The sequence below is a fragment of the Mesorhizobium sp. M0800 genome (assembly GCF_040320095.1).
GTDB lineage: Bacteria > Pseudomonadota > Alphaproteobacteria > Rhizobiales > Rhizobiaceae > Mesorhizobium.
The window spans coordinates 470,319-491,785 of the sequence record NZ_JAMYOZ010000001.1 but is presented as its reverse complement, the minus strand read 5'-3'; the positions used below and the strand labels follow the sequence as shown (position 1 = coordinate 491,785).

Here is a 21,467-nt window from a genome sequence, read left to right as displayed (position 1 = left end):
CTCTCATGTGGCTGCGTATGATCAGCCTAGTATTTTCCAATTTTTTTTGAAAGTCATCGTGCAGCTCGGCCCTTTCCGTTTGCGCTCCAGTCCGTAAAGTCAGTGGATCGGCAGGGACGATTTTTTCATGATGGATTTCGCGATATTCTGGGATTGGCTGAGTTTCGCCGTGCGCTGGCTGCACGTCGTCACCGGTATCGCCTGGATTGGATCGTCGTTTTATTTCGTCGCGCTCGATCTCGGGCTGCGCCAGCGTCCGGGCATGCCTGCCGGAGCCTTCGGCGAGGAATGGCAGGTGCATGGCGGCGGCTTCTACCATGTGCAGAAATATTTGGTGGCGCCGGCTGAGATGCCCGAGCATCTGACCTGGTTCAAGTGGGAATCCTACGCCACCTGGCTGTCGGGCTTCGCCATGCTGTGCGTCGTCTACTATGCCGGTGCGGACCTGTTCCTGATCGATCCGAATGTGCTTGCCATGTCGGTGCCTACAGGCATCTTGCTGTCGCTGGCGACGATCGGCGTCGGCTGGGTGGTCTACGATCTCTTGTGCCGTTCGCCGCTCGGCAACAGCGACACCGGCCTGATGCTGGTGCTGTATGGGGTGCTGGTATTCATGGCCTGGGGACTGACCCACCTGTTCACCGGCCGCGCCGCCTTCCTGCATCTCGGCGCCATCACCGCGACGATCATGTCGGCCAACGTTTTCATGGTCATCATCCCCAACCAGAAGATCGTCGTCGCCGACCTGATCGCCGGCCGTAAGCCCGATCCGAAATACGGCAAGATCGCCAAGCAGCGCTCGCTGCACAACAATTACCTGACGCTGCCGGTTTTGTTCCTGATGCTGTCGAACCATTATCCGCTGGCGTTCGGCACAGAGTTCAACTGGGTCATCGCCTCGCTGGTGTTCATCATAGGCGTGCTGATCCGGCACTATTTCAACACCAGGCATGCGCGCAAAGGCAATCCGACCTGGACCTGGCTGGCCGCCGCCGTCCTGTTCGTCGTCATCATCTGGCTGTCGACGGCACCGAAGCTGCTGACCGGCGAAGTCAAAACGTCCTCGGCGGCACAGGTCTACGTCGCCTCGGCACATTTTCCCGCCGTGCGTGATACGGTGCTTGGGCGGTGTTCGATGTGCCATGCGGCGGAGCCGTCCTACGAGGGCATTTACCACGCACCTAAGGGCGTGATGCTCGATACCGATGCCGGCATCGCCGAGCACGCCGGCGAGATCTACCTGCAGGCCGGACGCAGCCACGCCATGCCGCCCGCCAACGTCACCCAGATCACCGACAAGGAACGGGCACTGCTGGTAGCCTGGTTCGAAGGCGCGGGGAAATAGCATGACCAGCACGCTGCTGCGCGGCCGCACGCTGTCGTTTTTGCGCTGGCCAGAAACCATCGACGACCATTCCGCCTGGCGCTACGAGCAAGATGGCGGCCTGCTGATGCGCGACGGCAGGATCGTTGCCGCTGGTGCCTATGCCGAGGTCGAGAAAAAGGCTGGCGCGGGAACAAAAAAGATCGACCACAGGCCATATCTGCTGCTGCCCGGGTTCATCGATGCGCATGCACATTTTCCGCAGATGCAGGTCATCGCTTCCTTCGGCGCCGAGCTGCTCGATTGGCTGAACACCTACACTTTTCCGGAAGAGACAAAATTCCAGAACGCCCAGCATGGCCGCCGTATCGCCAGGCTGTTCCTGGATGAAGTATTGCGGCATGGCACCACGACAGTCGCGGCCTATTGCTCGGTACACAAGGAATCTGCCGAAGCGTTCTTTGCCGAGTCGCACGACCGCAACATGCTCAACATCGCCGGCAAGGTGATGATGGACCGCAACGCGCCGGACGGCGTGCTCGACACGCCGCAATCGGGCTATGACGACAGCAAGGCGTTGATCGATGAGTGGCACGGCAAGGGGCGCCAGCACTATGCCATCACGCCGCGCTTCGCCATCACCTCGTCGCCCGAGCAATTGGAGATGGCGGGCGCGCTCTGCCGCGAATATCCTGATCTGCACATGCAGACGCATCTGTCGGAAAACCACGCCGAGATCGCCTTCACGCAGCAATTGTACCCGCAGACGCGGGACTACACCGACATCTACGAACACTATGGGCTGCTCGGGCGCAGAAGCCTGTTCGGCCATTGCATCCACCTGTCGGAACGCGAGGCGGATGCGCTTTCGGATAGCGGCTCGGTGGCGGTGTTCTGCCCGACCTCCAACCTGTTTCTCGGCTCGGGCCTGTTCGATTATCAGCGCTATAGCCGCCGCCAGAAGCCGCTTCGCATCGCCGCCGCCACCGATGTCGGCGGTGGCACCAACTATTCGATGCTGCGCACCATGGACGAGGGCTACAAGGTGATCGCGCTGAGCGGCGAGAAGCTCAATCCGTTCCAGTCCTTCTGGCAGCTGACCCGCGGCAATGCCGAGGCGCTGTCGCTTGCGGAAAAGATCGGCACCCTGGAGGAAGGCAGCGACGCCGATATCATCGTGCTCGACGCCCGCGCCACGCCGGCGATGCGGCTGCGGGTGGAGACGGCGGACACGCTCGCCGAGGAATTGTTTCTGCTGCAGACGCTCGGCGACGACCGCGCCGTGCGCGAGGTCTATGTCGCCGGCCGGGCGGCCAAGGCGGATATAGGGGTGTAGCCGTCGTATGCGGCCGGCTTGACCGGGCGGCAGCCATCCGCCAAAGCAACAGGCGAGATCGACAGGGGAACGACATGGCCGTTGCGGACGATATCGCTCTGATCAAGAAACAGGAAGCCACGCTTGTCTTTTCGGCCTTCGATGAAGCCGTCGCTTTCGAGATCGGCTCGGCGATCCGCGACCGGGCTCTCAAGAAAAACCTGCCGATCATCGTCGATATCAGAACTTTCGACCGGCCGCTGTTCTATGCGGCAATGCCCGGCTCGAACGCCTCCAATCCGGACTGGGCGCGGCGCAAGATCAACGTCGTGCGGCGGTTCTTGAAAAGCACCTACCGCATTGTGCTGGAGCAGCAGCGCCCCGACCGCAGCTTCAAGCCCGGCGAGGGGCTGGACATTGCCGACTATGTGCTGGCCGGTGGCGGCTTTCCCATCACTGTCAAGGGCGCTGGCGTCATCGGCGTGATCGCCGTCTCCGGTCTACCGGAGCGCGAGGACCACGGAGTGGTCGTGGATACGCTGTGTAGCTACTTGGGCGTCGATAGCCAGGAGTTGGTCCTGCCGCCGGAAGCAACATCGTGACGTTGGCGCTGCCCCTCATCCGCCTGCCGGCACCTTCTCCCCGCGTAGTGACGGGGAGAAGGGAAACGCTCCAACGCTGGCGATCCCCTCTTGCCGTCTCTCTACGGGGAGAGGGTAACGGTGAGGGGCAGCGCAAACGCCGCAGAAGCTCGCACAGCGTCCGTGGTAGCTCAGTATGACCGCGCTCGATCCCAAGTCCTTTCTCATTTCGATCTTCAACGCCGCCGTTGCCGCCGCCGATCCCCAGAGGACGATCAAGGATCATTCGCCCGCAAGGCCGAAGGGACGGACGATCGTCATCGGTGCAGGAAAAGGCTCGGCGCAGATGGCGGCGGCTTTCGAGAAAGTGTGGGACGGGCCGATCGAAGGGCTGGTCGTCACCCGCTACGGCTACGGCGCGGCCTGCCGGCGCATCGAGATCATCGAGGCGGCGCATCCGGTGCCGGATGCCGCGGGGCTGGAGGCCTCGCGACGGCTGCTCGAAAAGGTCCAGGGACTGACTGCGGACGACCTCGTCGTGGCGCTCATTTCGGGCGGCGGCTCGGCGCTGCTGCCGTCACCTGCCGAAGGTCTGACGCTGGCCGATGAGATCGCCGTCAACGAGGCGTTGCTCGCCTCCGGCGCGCCGATCGCCGCGATGAACACCATCCGCAAACATGTTTCCGCGATCAAGGGTGGCAGGCTGGCGGCCGCTGCCTATCCAGCCAAGGTGGTGTCGCTGGTGGTCTCCGACATTCCGGGCGATAACCCGGCGCTGGTCGCTTCCGGCCCGACCGTTCCCGATTCCGGCAGCCGCGAAGATGCATTAGCGTCGATCGCCGCCTATGACATGAAACTACCGGCTTCAGTGATGGCGCACATCAATTCGCCGGCCGCCGATGCACCGCGCGTCGATGATCCGCGTTTTTCGCGCAACGAGGTACATCTGATCGCCTCGGCCGGCGTATCGCTGGAAGCGGCTGCGGCCGAAGCCAGGTACCAAGGTATCGAAGCGGTCATTCTCTCCGATTCCATCGAGGGCGAGGCGCGTGAGGTCGGCGGCGTCCACGCTGCAATCGCGCGCGAAGTGGCGACGCGCAACCGGCCATTCGCAAAACCGGTGCTGATCCTGTCGGGCGGCGAGACGACCGTGACCTTGCGCGCGAAAGGCAAAGGCGGCCGCAACTCGGAATTCCTGCTCGCCTTCGCCATTGGGATCAGCGGCATGGCGGGCGTCCACGCACTGGCCGCCGACACCGACGGCATTGACGGTTCGGAAGACAATGCCGGCGCCTTCGCCGACGGCTCGACAGTGTCGCGGATGCATAAGGCGGGCGTCGATGCCAAGGCCATGCTTGCCGGCAACAACGCCTGGACGGCATTCAATGCCGTAGATGACCTTTTCGTACCCGGTCCGACCGGCACAAACGTCAACGATCTCCGGGCGATATTGATCAAATAGCTCAGGCGGCCATCAGCTTTTTCACCGCTCTCATATCCTGCAGGAACCGGTCGCGTTCTGCCTGCTTGTCCGCCGGCTCGCGAATGCGCAGGATGAAGGACGGGTGGATGGTGACGAAGACACGCAAGCCATCGTCGCGCTCCACGACGGCCCCGCGCATCTTCATGATCGGCACCACCTTGCCAAGCAGCGCCTGCGCCGCCGTTGCGCCGAGCGCCACCGCCAGATTGGGCTTGATCAGATCGATTTCCTTGTCGAGCCACCAGCGGCAAGCCTGCACCTCGCCGGCGTTCGGCTTGGAGTGGATGCGCCGCTTGCCGCGCGGCTCGAACTTGAAATGCTTGACCGCGTTGGTGACGTAGACTTTCAGCCGATCGACGCCGGCATCGTCCAGGATCGCGTCGAACACCTTGCCCGCCGGACCGACGAAGGGCTTGCCCGCCAGGTCCTCCTGGTCGCCAGGCTGTTCGCCGACGAAGATCACCTTAGCTTTATCAGGGCCCTCACCGAACACGGTCTGCGTGGCGTCGTGCCATAGCGGACAGCGGCGGCAGATCTTGGCTGTTTCGCGCAGTTCAGGAATCGTCCTGGCGTCGATTTCTGTCGTTTCCGGAGACTTGCTTGCAGGCAAGCGTCTTGCCTGCACTTTGGCATGGTGCGGCGTCGGGGTTGTCTGCATCCTGGCGATCATGACTAGGCGGCCTTGCTCGCTCCTGCAATCAGACACGCAATGAGCAAAGCCCGCCGAAGGTTCCGTTGAAATTATTCCGCATGGGCCTTCACCGGCGGATGGCAGACGATGTGATGCCCTACACCTCGTGCAGATAGAGGTGATAATCCAGTTCGCTGACCGTGCGCGCCACGCGCAGATATTCCGACTGCTTGATCGCCACGAACGTCCGGTGCAGGTCTTCGCCCAATGCGCCCTTGAGGAAGGTCGACGCCCTTGCCGCCTCGATCGCGGCACGCCAGTCGACCGGCATCGTCGTGCGCGTGACGGCCGATTCGTAGCCATTGCCGGTGGTTTCGGGACCGGGATCGAGGCCTTCGTCGAGGCCTTTGACGACACCGGCAAGCACCGTTGCTGCCACTAGGTAAGGATTCGCGTCGACGCCCGATGGCCGGTGCTCGATGCGGCGGTTCTTGGCATCGCCGGCCGGCACACGCAGTGCCACCGAACGATTGTTGACGCCCCAGGTCGGCGCCACCGGCGCATAGGATTGCGAGACGAAGCGCCGCCATGAATTGGCATGCGGCGCGAAGACCAGCATCGATTCCGCCATCGTCTGGATCAGTCCGCCGAGGCCGCGCAGCAGCGGCAGCGACCAGCTTTCGCCGCCGGTTTCGGCAAAGACATTCTTGCCGGCATCGTCCAGCAGCGAGACATGAAAATGCATGCCCGAGCCGGCGTATTTCTCGATCGGCTTGGCCATGAAGCAAGCGGTGACACCATGACGGCGCGCCTGCGCCCGCACCAGTCGCTTGAGCATCACGAGATCGTCGGCCGCCCGCATCACATCCTTGCGGTAGTTGAGCGTCAGCTCGTACTGGCCGGGCGCATATTCCGAGATGACCGTCTCGGCCGGGATGCCTTGCACCTTGGCTGCGGCGTAGATGTCGGAAAACAGCGGCTCCATGCCGTGCAGATGGTCGACGGAATAGACTTCCGTCTTGGCCGAGCGGCGTCCGTCAAGCACCGCGTCCGCCGGCTGCACCTTGCCTTCGGCATCGCGCTCGTTGGCGAGCAGGAAGAATTCGAGCTCGAAGGCGCCGGCCGGATGCAGGCCCTTGGCCGCGAGGATGTCTACCTGGCGGGCGAGTGCCAGCCGCGGGTCGGACGACATCGGCTGGCCATCGAGATGGTACATCGCCATCAGCACCTGGCCGCGCGGCGGCTGGGTGCCGAACAGCGGCACCAGTGTGCCGGGGATCGGCCACGCCCGCAGGTCGCCGTCGCCCGTCGTCCAGATCAGCCCGGTCTCGTGAACATCCTCGCCGGTGATGTCGAGGCCGAGGATCGAGATCGGCATGTGCCGGCCCCCCTCGAAGATGCTCATCAACTCATGCCGGCGCACGATCTTGCCGCGACCGACGCCATTGGCGTCGGTCAGCACGATGTCGAACGCTTCGATCTCGGGATGAGCGTCGAGAAGGGCCTGCGCCTCGGCGGGCGTCGAGCCCGAAGGGGATGCCGTGACCAGGTTCAAACTTTGCTTGGGCGCTTGTTTCATGCCGCAAGCTTGTCTCACGCCGTAAGCTTTGCCGCAACCGCGCCGAAGGCAGTGATCAGCCGGTTCACCTGGGCGGCGCTGGTCGCAGGAGAGATCAGCATCATGTTGTGGAAGGGTGCGATCAGCACGCCGCGATTGACCGGCGCGACATGGATTGCCGCCTCGAGCTCCGGTACATGCGCAGCTTCCGCTTCGCCGCCGTTCCTCAGCGGGCCCGGCGCGCAGATGAACTCGACACGGGCACCGACGCGAGCAACATGCCAGGGCAGACGATAGCGATCGATGACGGCGGTCAGCCCGGCGTCGAGCCGCCGCGCCAGATGGTCCATATGGCTGTAGTTCTCGTCGGTCATGACGTATTCGAGCGTGGCGCGCATCGCTGCGAATTGCAGCGGATTGGCCGACAGCGTTGTCCCCATGCCGGAGTAGCCGGGCTCTTTCCGGCTGATATAAGCGGCATAGCGGGCCGCAACGTCTTCGCTCATGCCCCAGACGCTCGCCGGTACGCCGCCGGCAATCGGCTTGCCCAGCACGAACAGGTCCGGCTCCAGCCCGTATTTGCTTGTATAGCCGCCGGGACCGGTCGAGATTGTATGCGTCTCGTCGATTAGAAGCAGCGTGCCGGTCGCACGGGTGAGACGCCGCAAGCCATCATGAAAGCCGGCTTCGGGCAGCACCATGCAGGAATTGGTCAGCACCGGCTCGGCGATGACGCAGGCGACATCGTTGCCCCGGAGTGCCGCGTCGAGCGCCGGCAGATCGTTGAACTCGACGACATCAGTCGCCCGCGTCAGGTCGCGGAACTCGCCGGCCAGTCCCGGTCGATTCACCGCTTTCCCGGCGACCAGCCGCACCATCGTCTCGTCGACCGAGCCATGATAGCAGCCGTTGAAGACCAGTATCTTCTCCCGGCCGGTAACGGCGCGGGCAACCCGCAGCGCGAAGCGGTTGGCATCGGTCGCCGTCGTCGCGATCTGCCACGACAGCAAACCGAAGCGCTGCTGCAGCAACGGCCCGATGGCGAGCGCGTTCTCGGGAGGCAGCATGTAGGTCAGGCCGCGTCCGGCCTGCCTGCGGATGGCGCGTGCGACCGGCGGCGGCGAATGACCGAACATCGAACCGGTGTCGCCAAGGCAGAAATCGTCGAGCCGGTTGCCGTCGATATCTCTGATGATGGCGCCCCTGGCGCTATCGACGAGGATCGGGAACGGCGTCGGCCAGTCGTTCATCCAATGCATCGGCACGCCGCCGAAGAAGCCGGGCAGGCCATTGCCGATTTTCGCCATCGATTTTGGCCGCGCCCGGCGGAAGACTTCTGCCTCGGTCGCGCGCAACTCGACGATCCGGGCCGGGCCGATGCCGCCGATGCAAGTCTTTGAATGGTTCATGACGTTCATGGCGGCCCTCTCAGTCGCACTTTAGACAATCGGCATCCGCCACCGCAATTGGCCGGGCGGCTGCCCTGTGTTGGGTCAGCGGTCATTTGAATGAAAACAGGCGCTTGACCGCGAGCCGCCTTCGGGCGCCAATGGTACTTCGGCTGGAGGGCATAAGATGGTGCGGGCGATCGTCTGCGCAGCAACGCTGCTGTCGTCGGTTGGTGCGGCTCTGGCGTCCGGCGGCATCTGGTGTTCCGCCGAGGATGCAGCCGTCAAATTTCAGGTCGGTGCCGGGATCACCAGAGGCATGGGCGGGCCGACCTTCAATTTTAGCGGCGAGCTCGAGATTCTGGGCAGGCCGGCTGGCGACAGTCTGCGCGAGACATTGTTCGAGGATCAGAACCTCACGCAATATTGGCTCGACAACAAGGAATTGCGGCTGCTCGTCTACCACGAACGGCAGGTCGAAAACGCCTACGGCTATGTCGAACTGGCGATCCTGACCAAGGCCAGCGACGAAGGCGTCTATGACGGTCGCTATTTGCTCTCAATCCATGATGTAACGGCCGATGCCGAAAAGGACGGCAAGCAGGCTGAATTGACCGGCAAAGTATCTTGCGGAGCCGAGTAAGTAACAGGCTACGCCGAAATATCGATGACGCCGCAGTCGCCCGCAGCGCTGCCAAAGGCGACGCGGCGCTCTTCCTTGTCCCACATCATCGAAGTGACAGCGCCCTTGCCCGGCCGGCGCAACAGCACTTCCTTGGCGTCGGCGAAGCGCACCGCCATCACCATCCCGTCATCATAGCCGATAGCAACGACGTCCTGGCTCGGGTGGCAGGCGACCGTGGTCACCATGGAGCTGCCGCGCGTGCCGAGTTCCAGCGGCGCCTTGCCCATCGGCCCGTCTTTGCCGGAAAACGGCCAGACGATCGCCGCCGGCGCGCCGGAACTCGCCAGCCATTTGCCCTTGGCGCTCCACGACAGGCTTTTCACCTTGCCGGGGTAGCCGGACATGCGCATGTGCTTGCCGTCGGCGAGCTTCCAGCCATGCAGCGCGTTTTCCTGCATGGTGGTGACGACGAAGCCGCCGTCCGGCGAGAAGGCGATGCCGGTGTGGGCGCCGGCCCATTCGAGCTCGACCGGCTTGCCGTCGGCAGCCGGGAAGTGCAGCGTCGCGCCATTGTAGCGGGCAACGCCGAAACGCATGCCCTTGGGCGAGAAGGCAAGCCCCTCGACCGAGCGCGGATGCGAGAGTTCCCTGGTTTTGCCGTCGGCAAAGCGCACATAGGCAATCTTGCCCGAAGCATAGGCAACAGCGCCTTGCGGCCCGGCGGCGACGCTGGTTATCCATTTTTTGCCTGCGGTCGCCAATTCGGTTGTATTGCCGCCGGGGGTCACGGCAAAGATCCTGCCGTCCTCACCACCGGTGATCAGTCGGTCGTTTGCCGCATCATGGAAGGCGGCGAGCATTCCGTCATTGGCCTGCACCGTCTTGTGGCCGTGGTCGAGCCAATGGATTGTGCCGTCGGCCAGCGCAAAATGCGGCACGTCGCCGAGAAACACGGCGGCGAGGCAGTGGCCTTCGAGATCGAGCGGGGCGACTGTCGGCATGAGAGATCATTCCGTTCGAGATTTCTGCTTGTCATCTAACCCTGCCGGGCTGTCGGCGAGGCTCCGCCTTCTCCCCTTGTGGGAGAAGGTGGATTGGCGCGCAGCGCCAAGACGGATGAGGGGTGCTGGACGGAGTGCCGTCCTTGCCAAGCTGGAACACCCCTCATCCGACCGAGCTTTCGCTCGGCCACCTTCTCCCACAAGGGGAGAAGGAGAGAAGGGCAGCGCTAGCGCTATAAAGTCCGGAAATCAAGCCGCCTGGCAGGCCTCGAAGCTTGTCTTCAGTCGCTCGGCGTCGAGTTCGCGGCCGATGAACACCAGCCGGCTCTCGTGCTTCTCGTCGTCCTTCCAGGCGCGCTGGTGGTCGCCCTCGATGATCATGTGCACACCCTGGATGACATAGCGCTCGTCATCGCCTTTCAGCGCAATGATCCCTTTCAGCCGCAGGATGTTCGGGCCTTCCATCTGGGTGACCTTCTCGATCCACGGAAAGAACTTTTTCGGGTCCATCTCGCCGCCGCGCAGCGACACCGACTGCACAGTCACGTCATGGATGTCGGAAGGGTGCGCATGATGATGCCCGTCATGATCGTGGTGATCATGGCCGTCGTGATCATGGTGATGGTGGTCATGATCATGATCATGATGGTCGTGATCGTCATGCGCCTCGAGGAAGTGCGGATCGTTCTCCAGCGCCCGGGACAGGTCGAACGCACCGCGATCGAGCACCTCGGACAGCGCCACGCTGGCGCGTGTGGTGCGATGGATTCGTGCCGCCGGGTTGATGGCGCGGATCGTCGCCTCCACCTTGCTCAGCTCTTCGGGGGTGACCAGATCGGTCTTGTTGAGTACGACGACATCGGCAAAGGCGATCTGGTCCTCGGCCTCTCGGGAATCCTTCAGACGCAGCGGCAGGTGCTTGGCGTCGACCAGCGCCACCACCGCATCGAGCCTGGTCTTGGAACGCACGTCGTCGTCCATGAAGAAGGTCTGCGCCACCGGCACGGGATCGGCGAGGCCAGTGGTCTCGACGAGGATGGCGTCGAAGCGGCCAGGCCTGCGCATCAGGCCTTCGACGACGCGGATCAGGTCGCCGCGCACGGTGCAGCAGACGCAGCCATTGTTCATCTCGTAGATTTCCTCGTCGGATTCCACGATCAGCTCGTTGTCGATGCCGATCTCGCCGAATTCATTGACGATGACGGCGTAGCGCTTGCCATGGTTTTCCGAAAGGATGCGGTTGAGCAGTGTCGTCTTGCCGGCGCCGAGATAGCCGGTGAGGACGGTTACGGGGATCTGCGTCTGTGCGTCGCTCATATTGTGCCTCGAATAGGGATTGTCGGCTCCATATAGGATGTGTGCTCGGCTTTTGCACGAGGCAAACCGGTGGGCCAAAGAGGGGCTGGTATTGCCGAACTTTCCTCACATTACCGAACTTTCATTGGCGCCGCCTGACAGCGGGCCCTAGATAGGCGGGGTCATTTACGGAGCTGTTCGCGTTGAAGAGGCGCCAGATGTCCGACAAGTCGTTGCCACTAAGCCGTCGGCAGGCGCTCGGTCTCGTTGCGGTTACCGCTGGCGGCATATTCCTGCCCGCCGGTGCAAGGGCCGGGCAGGTTTCGCCCTATGCCGGGCTTGCTTTGTTCGAAGCCGGTGCCGGCGTCTGCGCCATCACGCCCGAGGTCACCGAAGGGCCGTTCTATTTCGACCCGAAGCTCGAACGCGCCGATATCACCGAGGGCAAGAAGGGCATCGGCCTCAATGTGCGGCTGCAAATCGTCGACGCCGCCTGCCAGCCGCTTCCCGGCGCACGCGTCGATATCTGGCATTGCGACGCCCAAGGCAGCTATTCCGACTATCCCGGACAGGGCGACGGGCAGGATATCGACACGTCCGGCCAGAGCTTTCTCCGCGGCTGGCAGAGAACCGATGAAAGCGGCATCGCTTCTTTCGCCACCATCTATCCCGGCTGGTATCGCGGCCGCACCACCCACATCCATTTCAAGATCTTCCCCGACGACCGCTCGGTGATGACCGGCCAGATGTTCTTCCCCGACAGCCTCAGCGAGCAGATATTCGCCACCGTCGCGCCTTATAAAGATCGCCCCGGCAAACGCGATACATCGAACGCGCGGGACGGCATTGCGCGGCAGGCCGGGCCGCTGTCGCAGGCAGCGCTGCGGGAAATGGCGGACGCCTATCAGGCGTTGATGGTGGTCGCGGTGAAAGCCGGTTGAGAACACCTCGTCACGTCCTCATCCAGCCATTGCGGAAAGTCGTTTGTCATCTAACTGAAATAAACATCTGGCATTAGCCACGGCGAACACCGCGAAGCTTGCCGGCAAAGCTATTTTCCGAGCCGGAATGTTTTCGATCGTCATTGCCAATCGGCGGCCTGCTTCTATGCTGTCCGCTCCGGTTCGGCCGAGGAGGGATGAGCATGGCCAAGGCGGACAAGACTGCAACAATGAGCCGGCTGCATTCGGCGGCGCGGCTGGCGCGCACGGCGCTCGCCGCCCGGCTTCTGGCGCATGGTTTCTATGCCGGCCAGGACCAGATCATGCTGGCGCTCGACCGCGAGGACGGGCAGACGCCCGGCAACCTTGCCGGCCGCCTCGGCGTGCGTCCGCCGACCATCACCAAGACCATCAACCGGCTGCAGGCGCAGGGCTTTCTGGAGAAGCGGGCCTCGTCCGCCGATGCCCGCCAGGCGCATATTTTCCTCACCGACACCGGCCGCGAAATCATCCACGCCATCGAGAAGTCGGTGAAGAAGACCGAAAAGCAGGCATTGAAGGGTCTCGACAAGAAGGATCAGAAAGCGCTGTTCAAGCTGCTTGCCCGCGTCGAGGCGAACCTGTCGAACGGCGAAATGGTGCTCCCGGATGACGAACTCGATATCGAGGACAAGATGCTTGAATAGCTCACGCGTTCGCCGCTGACGGCTGCCGCGTCAGTGCCGACCAGCGTCCCGGTGTGACGCCGAACGCCTTCTTGAAATGCCGATTGAAATGGCTTTGATCACTGAAGCCGGCTGCGATGGCGATTTGCGCCAGCGGCTCGTCGGCTTCGATCATCCGACGGGCTCGTTGAAGCCGGCGCATCAACAGGAACCGGTGCGGGCTGGTGGAGAAGGTGGCGCGGAAATGCCGCGACAGGGCATAACGGTCCAATCCGGTTATCGCCTCCAATTCATCCGAACGTACAATCCGCGCGACATTTTCCTCCAGATAGTCGCGCGCCAGGCTGGCGGCGCGCCACGCAGTTTTCGCTACCGGTTTCGTCGGCTGACCGGCGTGCCGGGCCAAGCTTTGCATAAGCTGCGTCATGAAATCGACGACAAACAGCTCGTCCAGTTCCTGATTCAACGGCCCGAGCGCGGAAAGCAGCGTCGCCCGGAGATCGCGGTCTGTCACCACGGCATTCCCGACGAATGGTAGTGATCCGCCGCCGAGACAATCGAGCATCAGGGACGGCTCCAAATAGAGCATTCTGTATCGCAAGCCGTCTTCGGTGCCGGCACCGCCATCGTGCAGTTCGTCGGGATGAAGGATAATGATCTGGCCAGGCAGGCTCTGATGCGTTTGGCCGCGATAGCGGAAGCGCTGCACGCCATAAAGCGTCACCCCGATCGCATAGGTGTCGTGGCGATGGAGATCGAAGGCATTGCCGTGGAACCGGGCCTCGATGCGTTCCATCCCGGCAGCACCGGGTGCCGGTACGATGCAGTTCTCGGCTGCATCCACGCACAAACGTCCAAGACCCTGAAAGGCTTCCCGGTCTAGATCGTGCGCCATCGCTTCACTCGCAGCCTCGGATTGGCCCCCTTTTCGGATTGGAAACTGTCGCATGTTCGATACGAAATTTGCAATCGTGCTCAAGGATGATCTTCCCGTCTGGCAAAAGCTCAATGTCACCGCCTTTCTGACCAGCGGCATCGTCGCGCAATTTCCCGACATTATCGGCGACCCCTACCGTGATCGCGCCGGCAATATCTACAACCCGCTGTCGATCCAGCCGGTCATCGTGCTTTCGGCGGACGGCCAGACGCTCGGCGCGATCCAGCGGCGGGCGCTGGAGCGTGGTGTGACGGTTTCGCTCTATGTCGAGGATATGTTTTCGACCGGGTATGATCTGGCCAACCGCGCCGTCTTTGCCGAATTTGCGCCGGAGGATGCCAAGGTGGTCGGCATCGCGCTTCGCGCCGAAAAGAAGCTCGTCGACAAGATCACCAAGGGCGCCCGCATGCACGCCTGAGTCGTCGGCCACTAGGTCGGCCACTGGGAAACAAACTGAGCCTGTCGGCGGCTGTCGTTGTGCCAGACTGTTTTGGCTTGCCCGCAGGCGACAATTGCCGCATTGGTGAGGGACCGCCTTGCTTCCCGTCCGGCCTGAAATTGAATGCTCCCCCAAGACATGACGAAAGCGCGACATCGCCGGCGGCGGTCCTGTGCATGCTTTCCGTCTATGTGTTTTTCACCTTCCTCGACACCAGCAGCAAGTACCTTGTGCTGGCCGGCGTCTCGGCGCTGATCGTCGCCTGGACCCGCTTCGCGGTCCATGTGCTGATCGTCGGCGTCTTTCTGCGCGGATGGCGTGAGCCGCTGCGCTTTCGTCCCGCCAACCTACCGGCGCATCTCACGCGCGGTCTGCTCCTGTTCGGATCGACGATATGCAACATTCTCGCGCTGCGGACGCTGCAGCTGGCGGAAACCACCTCGATCTACTTCTTCGGCCCGATGGTGATCACCGCGCTTGCCGGTCCGTTGCTAGGGGAATGGGCCGGCTGGCGGCGCTGGCTGGCGATCATGAGCGGCTTTGTCGGCGTCCTCATCATCACCCGGCCGGGCGTCGGCGTTTTTGGCGTCGGCCATCTCTTTGCGCTCGGCTCGATGCTATCGAACAGTTTCTACGTCATCATGACGCGCAGCATGTCGGCTACGGAAACCTCGGAAAGCCTCATCCTGTTTTCGGCGCTGGCGCCGGCCGTGCTGCTGCTGCCGACACTGCCGTTTTCGCCTTCGCTGCCGCAGGATGGCTGGCACTGGTTCATATTGCTGATGCTTGGCGTCTTCGGCGCCATCGGTCATTGGCTTCTTGTGCAGGCCTATCGCCTTGCCACCACCACGGCCCTGGCTCCCTATCCCTATTCGCAGATGATCTGGATGATCATCTCCGGCCTGATCGTCTTCAACCAGTTTCCCGATCGCTGGACGCTGGTCGGTGCCACAGTCATCGTCGCCAGCGGCCTCTACATCGTTCACCGCGAGCACCGGCTTCGCTTGCGCAACCGCGCGACGCTGGACGCGGAGGCGGAAGCGCTGGCAAAAAAACTTTGATTTGCGCGGGATCGATGGCATAAGAGCCGGCCTTTAAACAGTTTAAATTGCTTCGGGAGCGCAGGGCGCTGGCACAGAAGATCAAGCTTTCCACCATCGCGGATGCGCTCGGCGTGTCCACGGCCACGGTCTCGCTGGCCTTGCGCGACAGCCCGCTGGTCGCCGGCGGCACCCGCGATCGCATCAAGGAACATGCCCGCGCCATCGGCTATATCTACAACCGCCGCGCCGCCAGCCTGCGCACCTCGCGCTCGGGCATTGTCGGCGTCGTCGTCCATGACATCATGAACCCGTTCTTTGCCGAGATATTGCGTTCGATCGAGAGCGAACTCGACCGCAGCCGGCAAACCTTCATCCTGTCGAACCACTACGACCAACTCGAGAAACAACGCACCTTCATCGACACGCTTCTGCAACTCGGCGCCGACGGCGTCATCATGTCGCCGGCCATCGGCACGCCGCCCGAAGACATAATCATGGCCGAGGAGAACGGTCTCCCGGCAGTGCTGATTGCACGCACCGTCGAAGGTGCCGACGTGCCGGTATTTCGCGGCGACGATGCCTATGGCACCGGGCTTGCTACCAATCATCTGATCTCGCTTGGCCACAAGCGCATCGCAATGATCGGCGGTACCGACCAGACCTCGACCGGCCGCGACCGCTATCAGGGATATGTCAACGCCATGGAGGCGGCGGGGCTTGAGGTCAGGCCGTCCTGGCGCATCGCCGGCCCGCGCACCAAACAGGCCGGCTTCGAGGCCGCCGGGCAGTTCCTGGCGCTGAAGGACAGGCCGACCGCGGCCTGCTGCTGGAACGACCTCGTCGCCATCGGCCTGATGAACGGCATTGCGCGCGCCGGGCTGGTGCCGGGCATCGACATCTCTGTTACCGGCTATGACGACCTCGAGGAGGCGGCGATCGCGACGCCGGCGCTAACCACCGTCTGGAACGGCCAGCGCGAGGTTGGCCGCCGCGCCGCCAGCGCGCTGCTCGACAAACTTAACGGACAGACGGTGCGGCCATCGCAGGAACTGATCAAGCCGGAACTGCATGTGCGCCAGTCGACCGGCAAACCGGTGGAACGTGCATGACAAAAACCAAACAGCAAGCTGTCGCCATTCTGGTGCCTGGCCAGTTCAACGATCATGCGGTCGGCCGCATCGACGGGGTGTTCAGCCGCGTCCGGATCGAACGCGCCGATCCGTCGCTGGTGACCGACGAGATGCGTCATACGGTGCGCGGCATCGCCGCCTTTGGCGGGATAAGCTCCGCGTTGATGGACGCGCTGCCAAAGCTCGAGATCATCGCCAATTTCGGCGTCGGCTATGATTCGGTCGATGTCCGCCACGCCGCACAGCGCGGCATCATGGTCACCAACACACCGGATGTGCTGACCGAAGAGGTCGCCGATACGGCGCTCGGCCTGTTGATCAATACCATCCGCGAACTGCCGCGCGCCGAGGCCTGGCTACGCCACGGAAGCTGGCTGCGCAACGGCAACTATCCGCTGAGCCGGCTGACCTTGCGCGGGCGCCATGTCGGTATCTTTGGCATGGGCCGCATCGGCCTCGCCATTGCCCGCCGGCTCGACGCTTTTGGGCTGCCCATTGCCTATCACAACCGGCGCCGCGTCGAAGGCCTGTCCTATGACTATCACCCGACGCTGAAAGGTCTCGCCGAGGCGGTCGACACACTGATCTCGGTGGCGCCCGGCGGGGCTTCGACGGAAAAGGCCGTCAATGCCGAAATTCTCTCGGCTCTTGGGCCGAACGGCGTCTTTGTCAACATCGGCCGGGGCAGCACGGTCGACGAACCAGCCCTTGCCGCCGCACTTGCCAGCGGCAGCATCGCCGCTGCCGGGCTAGACGTCTTTGCCGACGAGCCGAATGTGCCAGCGGCGTTGCTTGCCGCGCCCAACACCTCGCTTTTGCCACACGTCGGCTCGGCCTCGCAGCACACCCGCCGCGCCATGGCGGACCTGTGCGTCGAAAATCTGGTCTCGTGGTTTTCGCAGCGCAAGGCGCTGACGCCGGTGCCGGAGACGGCAAATGTCAAGGCAAGGCCGTAAGCGGGCTGCCATATCTATTTACTTCAGCTTAACCCTTCGGAATCATTCTGGTCCCTTCGCAGTGTATGTCCGCCTGACGGACATGACAGCAAGATGAAGCGCGCCTCCCTGATCTCTTCGAACCGGCGCGCTTGAAATGCGCGGAGAACCAGGATGAAGACGCTTCCTGCATTGATGGCAGTCGCTGTGCTGTTCGGCAGCGCCCAGCTGTTTTACGCCGGTAGCGGTGAAAGCCGTGCAGCCAGTGAGTCACCGCCTTCATCCGGCAACTACAGGCTGGTAGCCCATGGCGACGAGGGGTCTTGTGCGGTCAGCCGCGGCGCCGAGATTTCGCAAGGCCTGTCGCTGTTGACGGTCGCAGCAAATTGCCGCCGGGTGTTGCCCGGCGTCGAGCAGGCGAAGTTCTGGCGAGAGCAGGATGACGGCACGGTCACCTTCAGCGCCAACGGCAGCGATCCGATCGTCATGTTCTCAGTCGCCGACGGCGATGGTTACGAATCCTACGCGCCGGCGCTGCCGCTGCTGACGCTGGCGTCGGCCGGCAACTAGCGAGCGCGGCAGACTATTCCGCGGCTGCGCGCGCACCCGATTTCGCCGCCTGATGCAGCCGCACCGCATCGCCGAAAGCGCGAAATATCTTTACCGAGATGCTGTCCGATTTGACCCAGTACTCGGGGTGCCACTGGACGCCGACGGCGAAAGCCCGTGCATCGCGCACCGAAACCGCCTCGACAGTGCCGTCGGCGGCGACCGCTTCGACCTGCAGCTTTGGGCCAAGCCGGTCGATGGCCTGGCGATGCACCGAATTGACCATGATGTCGCCGGCGCCGAAGACCCCGGCCAGGCAGCTGCCGGGTTTTATCGACACGCTCTGGCGGATGGCGAAGCGTTCGTCCTGATTGTCGCTTGCCGGCGCACGATGGTCGAGCGAACCGGCGCGTTCCTGGATTTCAGTGGCCAGCGTGCCACCCAGCGCCACATTCATCTCCTGGATGCCGCGGCAGATGGCGAGCAATGGCACCCCGCGCTCCACCGCCCGGCGGATCAGCGGCAGCGTGGTGGCGTCGCGGGCGGGGTCGTAGGGACCATTGGCTTCACTGGCGTCACCGCCATAGAGCGAGGGATGAACGTTCGATTTGGAGCCGGTGACCATGACGCCGTCGACGGCGGAAAGCAGTTCGTCGAAGTCGAGCCGGTCGCCGAAGGACGGTACCAGCAGCGGGAACACGCCTGCACCCGAAAGCGCCGCTTCGAGATATTGCTGTGGCGCGGCATGCCAGGTGTAATTGTCGAACTGGCGGACATCGGTCGATACGGCGACGAGCGGCTGGTGCATTTGGTCCGGATCCCATCGGGTGCAACGAATTATCTGCCTGCAAAATAGGCGATCCGAAGGCGCATTTCCATGGCAAGTTTCGGCGTGTCGCGTAGGCCAGTTAATCGACCTTAGACTATAGTTGCAAGATCTGCCCCAACGCCGTGAATTTCCCCGAAATGCGCCGCTCAAACCGGGCTGCCGCGCTGGACTCGACTCCTTGCCTGTGTATTGTCGGCTCGAAGCCGATCCGGGCGCCGAAGTGTCCCGAATGTCGGTCAGTGGATCCAAAAGGGAGGAACTTCATGGATCGTCGTTCGTTCATCCGCAAGGCCGGCACCGCCGGCGTTGGCGCCGCGGCCGCTGCCGCGACACTTGCCGCGCCGGCCATCGCCCAGTCCAATCCGAAAGTGACCTGGCGGCTGGCGTCGTCCTTCCCGAAGTCGCTCGATACGATCTATGGTGGCGCCGAAGTGTTTTCCAAGATGCTGTCGGAGGCGACCGACGGCAACTTCCAGGTCCAGGTCTTCGCCGCCGGCGAACTCGTTCCCGGCCTGCAGGCCGCCGATGCCACCACTGCCGGCACCGTCGAGGCCTGCCACACGGTGGCATACTATTACTGGGGCAAGGACCCGACCTGGGCGCTGGGAGCGGCGGTTCCGTTTTCGCTCAACGCGCGCGGCATAAACGCCTGGCACTATCATGGCGGCGGCATCGATCTGTTCAACGAGTTCCTGGCGACGCAGGGTCTGTTCGGGCTGCCGGGCGGCAATACCGGCGTGCAGATGGGCGGCTGGTTCCGCAAGGAGATCAAAACGGTCGCCGACCTTTCCGGCCTCAAGATGCGTATCGGTGGTTTTGCCGGCAAAGTGGTGCAAAGGCTCGGCGTGGTTCCGCAGCAGATCGCCGGTGGCGACATCTATCCGGCGTTGGAGAAAGGCACGATCGATGCCGCCGAATGGGTCGGCCCCTATGACGACGAGAAGCTCGGCTTCTACAAGGTTGCGCCCTATTACTACTATCCCGGCTGGTGGGAAGGTGGACCGACTGTCCATCTGATGTTCAACAAGGCGAAATACGACGAACTTTCGCCGGCTTACAAGTCGCTGGTGCATACTGCCGCTCAAGCGGCCGACGCCAACATGCTGCAGAAATACGACTATCTCAATCCGGCGGCGGTTAAGCGACTGGTTGCCGGCGGTGCCAAGTTGAGCCCGTTCAGCCAGGAGATCATGGCCGCCTGTTTCGAAAAGGCCAACGAAGTCTATGCCGAGATGGAAGCCTCGAACGCGCCGTTCAAGAAGATCTGGGATTCGATCAAGGCGTTCCGCAAGGAGCATTATCTCTGGGCGCAGGTGGCCGAGTACAACTATGACACCTTCATGATGGTCCAGCAGCGCAACAGCAAGCTCTAGAACATTTTGCGACGCCGAGTGGCTCCACTCGGCGTCGCAGAAATGGGCTAAAACAAAGCGGATGCCCGGTTTTATTTGAATGCATTCCGCTCCAGTAAGACGTGGTTCTTGTCAAAGGACCCTGAGCACGCCCCGTGTTCCTTTCTGTCAGCCTCGGACGCACTGACTTCCACCAGTATTCCCGCCCGGAGCATGGCAATAGAACACTGTCGACTTGATGCGGCCACGCATCAGTTGCTGGACCTCACCCGGTTGTAGGCCGGCGCCGGCATAGGTGGCGGGGTCGCCTTTCCCCGGCTTCATCAGCCCGGCTTTATCAGATGAGGATGAAGCCATCGATGCGACGCAGAACCGCGAAGCCTGCCGGTGGCAACTGGCCCGATGGATCAGCTCTGAGGCACTACCAGGACTTTGACCTCACCTGGCGCCGGCGGGTTGGCAATGATCGCCACCGCCTCGTCGAGGCTGACTTGTCGCGATATCAGCCGATCTACTTCGATCGCCCCCGAGGCAATAAGATCGGCGGCCCGGCGATGGGTAAAGGGGTTGAGGAAGGAACCCAGGACCTTCAACTCACGGAACAGCAGATCGAATGGTTCGAACGTCACTTTCATGCCTTGCGGCATCACGCCGACGACAACGACGGTGCCGCCCGCTTTGGCCAGCCGCATCGCCTGCTCAACAGTGTCTTTCACGCCGGCGCATTCGAACACCACGTCGACGCCGCCCGGCATCAAACCCGACCGGCCGACGATCGCATCGATGACATCGAAGGCGCTGGGATCGAGCGTCGCCGTTGCGCCAAATTGCTCGGCAAGAGCCCGCCGCGAGGCCTGACGGGTCGACAAGATAATGGTCGTCGCACCGGCGAGCTTTGCCAGCTGAACGGTGAGCAGGCCGATCACGCCGCCGCCGAGCACCGCGACCGACGAGCCTGGTTTGATCGCGGCAAGGTCCACGCCATGCAGGCAGCAGCCGAGCGGCTCGCAGAAAGCACCATGCGTAGGCTTCAGATCGCCTGGCAAGACGAAGGCCTGTTTCTGTGGCAGGACAAGATATTCGGCAAAGCCGCCATCGCGATGGATGCCGATGGCGCGTAGATTGCCGCAGAGATTGACCCGGCCGGCCTGACAATGCTCGCATCGGCCACAGGCAATGTTGGGATCGCCGGTGACGCGGTCGCCGACGGAAAAGCCGGATACGGCAGGTCCGACCGCCTCGACGATGCCGGAGAATTCATGCCCGAGCGTCACCGGCGGCGTGCAGGGGAATTCACCATGGAAAAGATGCCTGTCGGTGCCGCAGACGCCGCACGCCTCGATGCGCACCAGCAGATCGTTCGGCCCGGCGGTCGGTTTCTCGACCTCGCACGCGGCGAGGCTGCCCACTCGCTCCAACCGAACCGCCTTCATGGCTGCCGGGCC

The 21,467-nt window shown here is 62.9% G+C and carries 21 protein-coding genes; 13 read left to right on the top strand and 8 right to left on the bottom strand.

Annotated elements, in window-relative coordinates:
• Window positions 1-127 precede the first annotated feature (127 nt).
• From NKI18_RS02265 to NKI18_RS02250, 4 genes are all read left to right on the top strand, one after another.
• Window positions 128-1,345, top strand: a complete 1,218-nt coding sequence (locus NKI18_RS02265; RefSeq protein ID WP_352614357.1) for a urate hydroxylase PuuD — start codon at window positions 128-130, stop codon at window positions 1,343-1,345.
• A gap of 1 nt (window position 1,346) precedes the next feature.
• Window positions 1,347-2,660, top strand: a complete 1,314-nt coding sequence (gene guaD, locus NKI18_RS02260) for a guanine deaminase (RefSeq protein ID WP_023676231.1) — start codon at window positions 1,347-1,349, stop codon at window positions 2,658-2,660.
• Between the two features lie 74 nt (window positions 2,661-2,734).
• Entirely contained in the window at window positions 2,735-3,241 is a 507-nt protein-coding gene (locus NKI18_RS02255) for a heme-degrading domain-containing protein (RefSeq protein ID WP_352614358.1), read from the top strand.
• A gap of 175 nt (window positions 3,242-3,416) precedes the next feature.
• Complete coding sequence (locus NKI18_RS02250) at window positions 3,417-4,682, top strand: glycerate kinase type-2 family protein (protein WP_352614359.1); 1,266 nt, start codon at window positions 3,417-3,419, stop codon at window positions 4,680-4,682.
• A gap of 1 nt (window position 4,683) precedes the next feature.
• Here the strand turns inward: NKI18_RS02250 and NKI18_RS02245 are convergent, their stop codons facing one another.
• The 3 genes from NKI18_RS02245 to NKI18_RS02235 form a co-directional block, all read right to left on the bottom strand.
• Window positions 4,684-5,373, bottom strand: coding sequence for a UdgX family uracil-DNA binding protein (locus tag NKI18_RS02245; protein ID WP_084641065.1), 690 nt, complete (start codon window positions 5,371-5,373; stop codon window positions 4,684-4,686).
• A 118-nt stretch (window positions 5,374-5,491) separates the two neighbouring features.
• The gene (locus NKI18_RS02240) at window positions 5,492-6,913 is read right to left on the bottom strand and encodes a glutamine synthetase family protein (RefSeq protein WP_353018730.1); all 1,422 of its coding nucleotides are present in this window, start codon (window positions 6,911-6,913) and stop codon (window positions 5,492-5,494) included.
• A 14-nt stretch (window positions 6,914-6,927) separates the two neighbouring features.
• The gene (locus NKI18_RS02235) at window positions 6,928-8,310 is read right to left on the bottom strand and encodes an aspartate aminotransferase family protein (protein ID WP_352614361.1); all 1,383 of its coding nucleotides are present in this window, start codon (window positions 8,308-8,310) and stop codon (window positions 6,928-6,930) included.
• Window positions 8,311-8,467: 157 nt separating this feature from the next.
• Between NKI18_RS02235 and NKI18_RS02230 the strand changes: the two genes are divergently transcribed.
• Window positions 8,468-8,923 (top strand): hypothetical protein, encoded by a 456-nt coding sequence (locus tag NKI18_RS02230; protein ID WP_352614362.1) that lies wholly within the window; start codon window positions 8,468-8,470, stop codon window positions 8,921-8,923.
• 8 nt (window positions 8,924-8,931) lie between these two features.
• Here NKI18_RS02230 and NKI18_RS02225 read toward each other — a convergent pair whose 3' ends face one another.
• Window positions 8,932-9,906 carry a WD40 repeat domain-containing protein gene (locus NKI18_RS02225; RefSeq protein WP_352614363.1) on the bottom strand — a complete coding sequence of 325 codons (975 nt, stop codon included), beginning with the start codon at window positions 9,904-9,906 and terminating at the stop codon, window positions 8,932-8,934.
• A 249-nt stretch (window positions 9,907-10,155) separates the two neighbouring features.
• The gene (locus tag NKI18_RS02220; protein WP_352614365.1) at window positions 10,156-11,223 is read right to left on the bottom strand and encodes a CobW family GTP-binding protein; all 1,068 of its coding nucleotides are present in this window, start codon (window positions 11,221-11,223) and stop codon (window positions 10,156-10,158) included.
• 197 nt (window positions 11,224-11,420) lie between these two features.
• Here NKI18_RS02220 and NKI18_RS02215 point away from each other — a divergent pair, with 197 nt between their 5' ends.
• Both NKI18_RS02215 and NKI18_RS02210 read left to right on the top strand, forming a co-directional pair.
• The gene (locus tag NKI18_RS02215) at window positions 11,421-12,143 is read left to right on the top strand and encodes an intradiol ring-cleavage dioxygenase (protein ID WP_352614366.1); all 723 of its coding nucleotides are present in this window, start codon (window positions 11,421-11,423) and stop codon (window positions 12,141-12,143) included.
• Between the two features lie 203 nt (window positions 12,144-12,346).
• On the top strand, window positions 12,347-12,829 hold the full coding sequence (locus NKI18_RS02210) for a MarR family winged helix-turn-helix transcriptional regulator (RefSeq protein ID WP_254816029.1): 483 nt from the start codon (window positions 12,347-12,349) through the stop codon (window positions 12,827-12,829).
• 1 nt (window position 12,830) lies between these two features.
• Here the strand turns inward: NKI18_RS02210 and NKI18_RS02205 are convergent, their stop codons facing one another.
• On the bottom strand, window positions 12,831-13,703 hold the full coding sequence (locus NKI18_RS02205; RefSeq protein ID WP_352614368.1) for an AraC family transcriptional regulator: 873 nt from the start codon (window positions 13,701-13,703) through the stop codon (window positions 12,831-12,833).
• Between the two features lie 52 nt (window positions 13,704-13,755).
• On the opposite strand from NKI18_RS02205, the gene NKI18_RS02200 reads away from it, so the two are divergent.
• The 5 genes from NKI18_RS02200 (at window position 13,756) to NKI18_RS02180 (ending at window position 17,862) form a co-directional block, all read left to right on the top strand.
• Window positions 13,756-14,163: a DUF2000 family protein gene (locus NKI18_RS02200; RefSeq protein WP_352568386.1), complete on the top strand. Its 408-nt coding sequence runs from the start codon at window positions 13,756-13,758 to the stop codon at window positions 14,161-14,163.
• Between the two features lie 197 nt (window positions 14,164-14,360).
• A complete protein-coding gene (locus tag NKI18_RS02195; protein WP_352614370.1) occupies window positions 14,361-15,245 on the top strand; it encodes a DMT family transporter in 885 nt (294 codons plus the stop codon).
• A gap of 68 nt (window positions 15,246-15,313) precedes the next feature.
• Window positions 15,314-16,336, top strand: coding sequence for a LacI family DNA-binding transcriptional regulator (locus tag NKI18_RS02190; RefSeq protein ID WP_023676245.1), 1,023 nt, complete (start codon window positions 15,314-15,316; stop codon window positions 16,334-16,336).
• Window positions 16,333-17,313, top strand: coding sequence for a 2-hydroxyacid dehydrogenase (locus NKI18_RS02185; protein ID WP_352614371.1), 981 nt, complete (start codon window positions 16,333-16,335; stop codon window positions 17,311-17,313). Before NKI18_RS02190 ends, NKI18_RS02185 begins: the two co-directional genes overlap by 4 nt.
• A 153-nt stretch (window positions 17,314-17,466) precedes the next feature.
• Complete coding sequence (locus NKI18_RS02180) at window positions 17,467-17,862, top strand: hypothetical protein (RefSeq protein ID WP_352614373.1); 396 nt, start codon at window positions 17,467-17,469, stop codon at window positions 17,860-17,862.
• A gap of 13 nt (window positions 17,863-17,875) precedes the next feature.
• Here NKI18_RS02180 and NKI18_RS02175 read toward each other — a convergent pair whose 3' ends face one another.
• Window positions 17,876-18,649, bottom strand: a complete 774-nt coding sequence (locus NKI18_RS02175) for a gamma-glutamyl-gamma-aminobutyrate hydrolase family protein (protein WP_352614375.1) — start codon at window positions 18,647-18,649, stop codon at window positions 17,876-17,878.
• Window positions 18,650-18,933: 284 nt separating this feature from the next.
• Here NKI18_RS02175 and NKI18_RS02170 point away from each other — a divergent pair, with 284 nt between their 5' ends.
• Window positions 18,934-20,043 carry a TRAP transporter substrate-binding protein gene (locus tag NKI18_RS02170; protein ID WP_352492671.1) on the top strand — a complete coding sequence of 370 codons (1,110 nt, stop codon included), beginning with the start codon at window positions 18,934-18,936 and terminating at the stop codon, window positions 20,041-20,043.
• Between the two features lie 386 nt (window positions 20,044-20,429).
• Here NKI18_RS02170 and NKI18_RS02165 read toward each other — a convergent pair whose 3' ends face one another.
• Entirely contained in the window at window positions 20,430-21,455 is a 1,026-nt protein-coding gene (locus NKI18_RS02165) for a zinc-dependent alcohol dehydrogenase family protein (protein WP_353018723.1), read from the bottom strand.
• Window positions 21,456-21,467: the final 12 nt, after the last annotated feature.

Coding starts and splice junctions, on each gene's coding strand:
- NKI18_RS02230 (WP_352614362.1), top strand. CDS start 8,468: ATGGTGCGGGCGATCGTCTGCGCAGCAACGCTGCTGTCGTCGGTTGGT.
- NKI18_RS02220 (WP_352614365.1), bottom strand. CDS start 11,223: ATGAGCGACGCACAGACGCAGATCCCCGTAACCGTCCTCACCGGCTAT.
- NKI18_RS02170 (WP_352492671.1), top strand. CDS start 18,934: ATGGATCGTCGTTCGTTCATCCGCAAGGCCGGCACCGCCGGCGTTGGC.
- NKI18_RS02215 (WP_352614366.1), top strand. CDS start 11,421: ATGTCCGACAAGTCGTTGCCACTAAGCCGTCGGCAGGCGCTCGGTCTC.
- guaD (WP_023676231.1), top strand. CDS start 1,347: ATGACCAGCACGCTGCTGCGCGGCCGCACGCTGTCGTTTTTGCGCTGG.
- NKI18_RS02175 (WP_352614375.1), bottom strand. CDS start 18,649: ATGCACCAGCCGCTCGTCGCCGTATCGACCGATGTCCGCCAGTTCGAC.
- NKI18_RS02225 (WP_352614363.1), bottom strand. CDS start 9,906: ATGCCGACAGTCGCCCCGCTCGATCTCGAAGGCCACTGCCTCGCCGCC.
- NKI18_RS02235 (WP_352614361.1), bottom strand. CDS start 8,310: ATGAACGTCATGAACCATTCAAAGACTTGCATCGGCGGCATCGGCCCG.
- NKI18_RS02200 (WP_352568386.1), top strand. CDS start 13,756: ATGTTCGATACGAAATTTGCAATCGTGCTCAAGGATGATCTTCCCGTC.
- NKI18_RS02240 (WP_353018730.1), bottom strand. CDS start 6,913: ATGAAACAAGCGCCCAAGCAAAGTTTGAACCTGGTCACGGCATCCCCT.
- NKI18_RS02265 (WP_352614357.1), top strand. CDS start 128: ATGATGGATTTCGCGATATTCTGGGATTGGCTGAGTTTCGCCGTGCGC.
- NKI18_RS02195 (WP_352614370.1), top strand. CDS start 14,361: ATGCTTTCCGTCTATGTGTTTTTCACCTTCCTCGACACCAGCAGCAAG.
- NKI18_RS02165 (WP_353018723.1), bottom strand. CDS start 21,455: ATGAAGGCGGTTCGGTTGGAGCGAGTGGGCAGCCTCGCCGCGTGCGAG.
- NKI18_RS02210 (WP_254816029.1), top strand. CDS start 12,347: ATGGCCAAGGCGGACAAGACTGCAACAATGAGCCGGCTGCATTCGGCG.
- NKI18_RS02255 (WP_352614358.1), top strand. CDS start 2,735: ATGGCCGTTGCGGACGATATCGCTCTGATCAAGAAACAGGAAGCCACG.
- NKI18_RS02205 (WP_352614368.1), bottom strand. CDS start 13,703: ATGGCGCACGATCTAGACCGGGAAGCCTTTCAGGGTCTTGGACGTTTG.
- NKI18_RS02185 (WP_352614371.1), top strand. CDS start 16,333: ATGACAAAAACCAAACAGCAAGCTGTCGCCATTCTGGTGCCTGGCCAG.
- NKI18_RS02245 (WP_084641065.1), bottom strand. CDS start 5,373: ATGATCGCCAGGATGCAGACAACCCCGACGCCGCACCATGCCAAAGTG.
- NKI18_RS02180 (WP_352614373.1), top strand. CDS start 17,467: ATGAAGACGCTTCCTGCATTGATGGCAGTCGCTGTGCTGTTCGGCAGC.
- NKI18_RS02250 (WP_352614359.1), top strand. CDS start 3,417: ATGACCGCGCTCGATCCCAAGTCCTTTCTCATTTCGATCTTCAACGCC.